General features: G+C 66.1%; 2 protein-coding genes. Both read left to right on the top strand.

Annotation, left to right across the window (positions count from 1 at the left end; translation table 11 throughout):
* The coding region (locus EH240_RS37000; protein ID WP_148101183.1) for an electron transfer flavoprotein subunit beta/FixA family protein at positions 1-438 on the top strand (438 nt) is incomplete at its 5' end.
* Positions 439-461: 23 nt separating this feature from the next.
* A partial coding sequence (locus EH240_RS36995; protein ID WP_148101182.1) for an electron transfer flavoprotein subunit alpha/FixB family protein occupies positions 462-1,312 on the top strand: 851 nt, incomplete at its 3' end.

The raw sequence follows: 1,312 nt of genomic DNA, 5'->3' as shown, positions 1-1,312 counted from the left end.
GTCGAGGCCGAGAAGCCCGGCCTCGTCATCCTCGGCAAGCAGGCGATCGATGACGATAGCAATCAGACCGGCCAGATGCTGGCAGCGCTGCTTGGCTGGGCTCAAGGGACATTCGCCTCGAAGGTGGAGCTCGCCGGCGATCATGCCAAGGTGACGCGCGAGGTCGACGGCGGCCTGCAGACGGTGGAATTGAAGATGCCGGCGATCGTGACCGCCGACCTTCGCCTCAACCAGCCGCGCTACGCCTCGCTGCCCAACATCATGAAAGCCAAGAAGAAGCCGCTCGACGAGAAGAGCCCGGCCGACTACGGCGCCGACGTCAAGCCGCGCCTCAAGGTCATCAAGACCGAGGAGCCCGGCGGCCGCAAGGCTGGCGTCAAGGTCAAGAGCGTCGCCGAGCTGGTCGACAAGCTGAAGAACGAAGCCGGCGTGCTCTGAGCGGTCAGGAAAGGAACAGGAAAATGGCAATTCTCCTCATCGCCGAACACGACAATGCGACCCTTTCCGACCAGACCGCCAAGGCGCTGTCGGCCGCCCTTCAGATCGGCTCGGACGTCGATGTGCTGGTCGCCGGCAAGGGCGCCAAGGCCGCGGCTGACGCCGCCGCCAAGCTGAAAGGCGTTCGCAAGGTGCTTTTGGCCGAAGCCGACGAGCTTGCCGAGCGCCTGGCCGAGCCGCTGGCCGCTCTGATCGTTTCGCTCGCCGGCTCCTATGACACGATCGTCGCCCCGGCCACCTCGGTGGGCAAGAATGTCGCGCCGCGTGTAGCGGCGCTGCTCGACGTCGCGCAGGTGTCCGAAATCATCGAGGTGATCTCGCCCGATACCTTCAAGCGGCCGATCTATGCCGGCAACGCCATCCAGACCGTGCAGTCGACCGATGCCAAGAAGGTGATCACCGTGCGCACTGCCTCCTTCCAGGCCGCGCCCGAGGGTGGCTCGGCTGCGGTCGAGACGATTCAGGCGGCGGCCAATCCCGGCCTCTCCTCTTTCGTCGAGAACAAGCTCTCCGAGACCGACCGTCCCGAGCTGACCTCGGCCAAGATCATCATCTCGGGCGGCCGCGCGCTCGGCTCGTCGGAGAAGTTCCAGGAAGTGATCCTGCCCGTCGCCGACAAGCTCGGCGCCGCCGTCGGCGCGTCCCGCGCGGCGGTCGATGCGGGTTACGCCCCGAACGACTGGCAGGTCGGCCAGACCGGCAAGGTGGTCGCGCCAGACCTCTACATCGCCGTCGGCATCTCCGGCGCCATCCAGCACCTTGCCGGCATGAAGGACTCCAAGGTCATCGTCGCCATCAACAAGGACGAGGAGGC

The sequence above is a fragment of the Mesorhizobium tamadayense genome, assembly GCF_003863365.1.
GTDB lineage: Bacteria > Pseudomonadota > Alphaproteobacteria > Rhizobiales > Rhizobiaceae > Mesorhizobium > Mesorhizobium tamadayense.
This window is presented reverse-complemented; position numbering and strand designations above follow the sequence as displayed.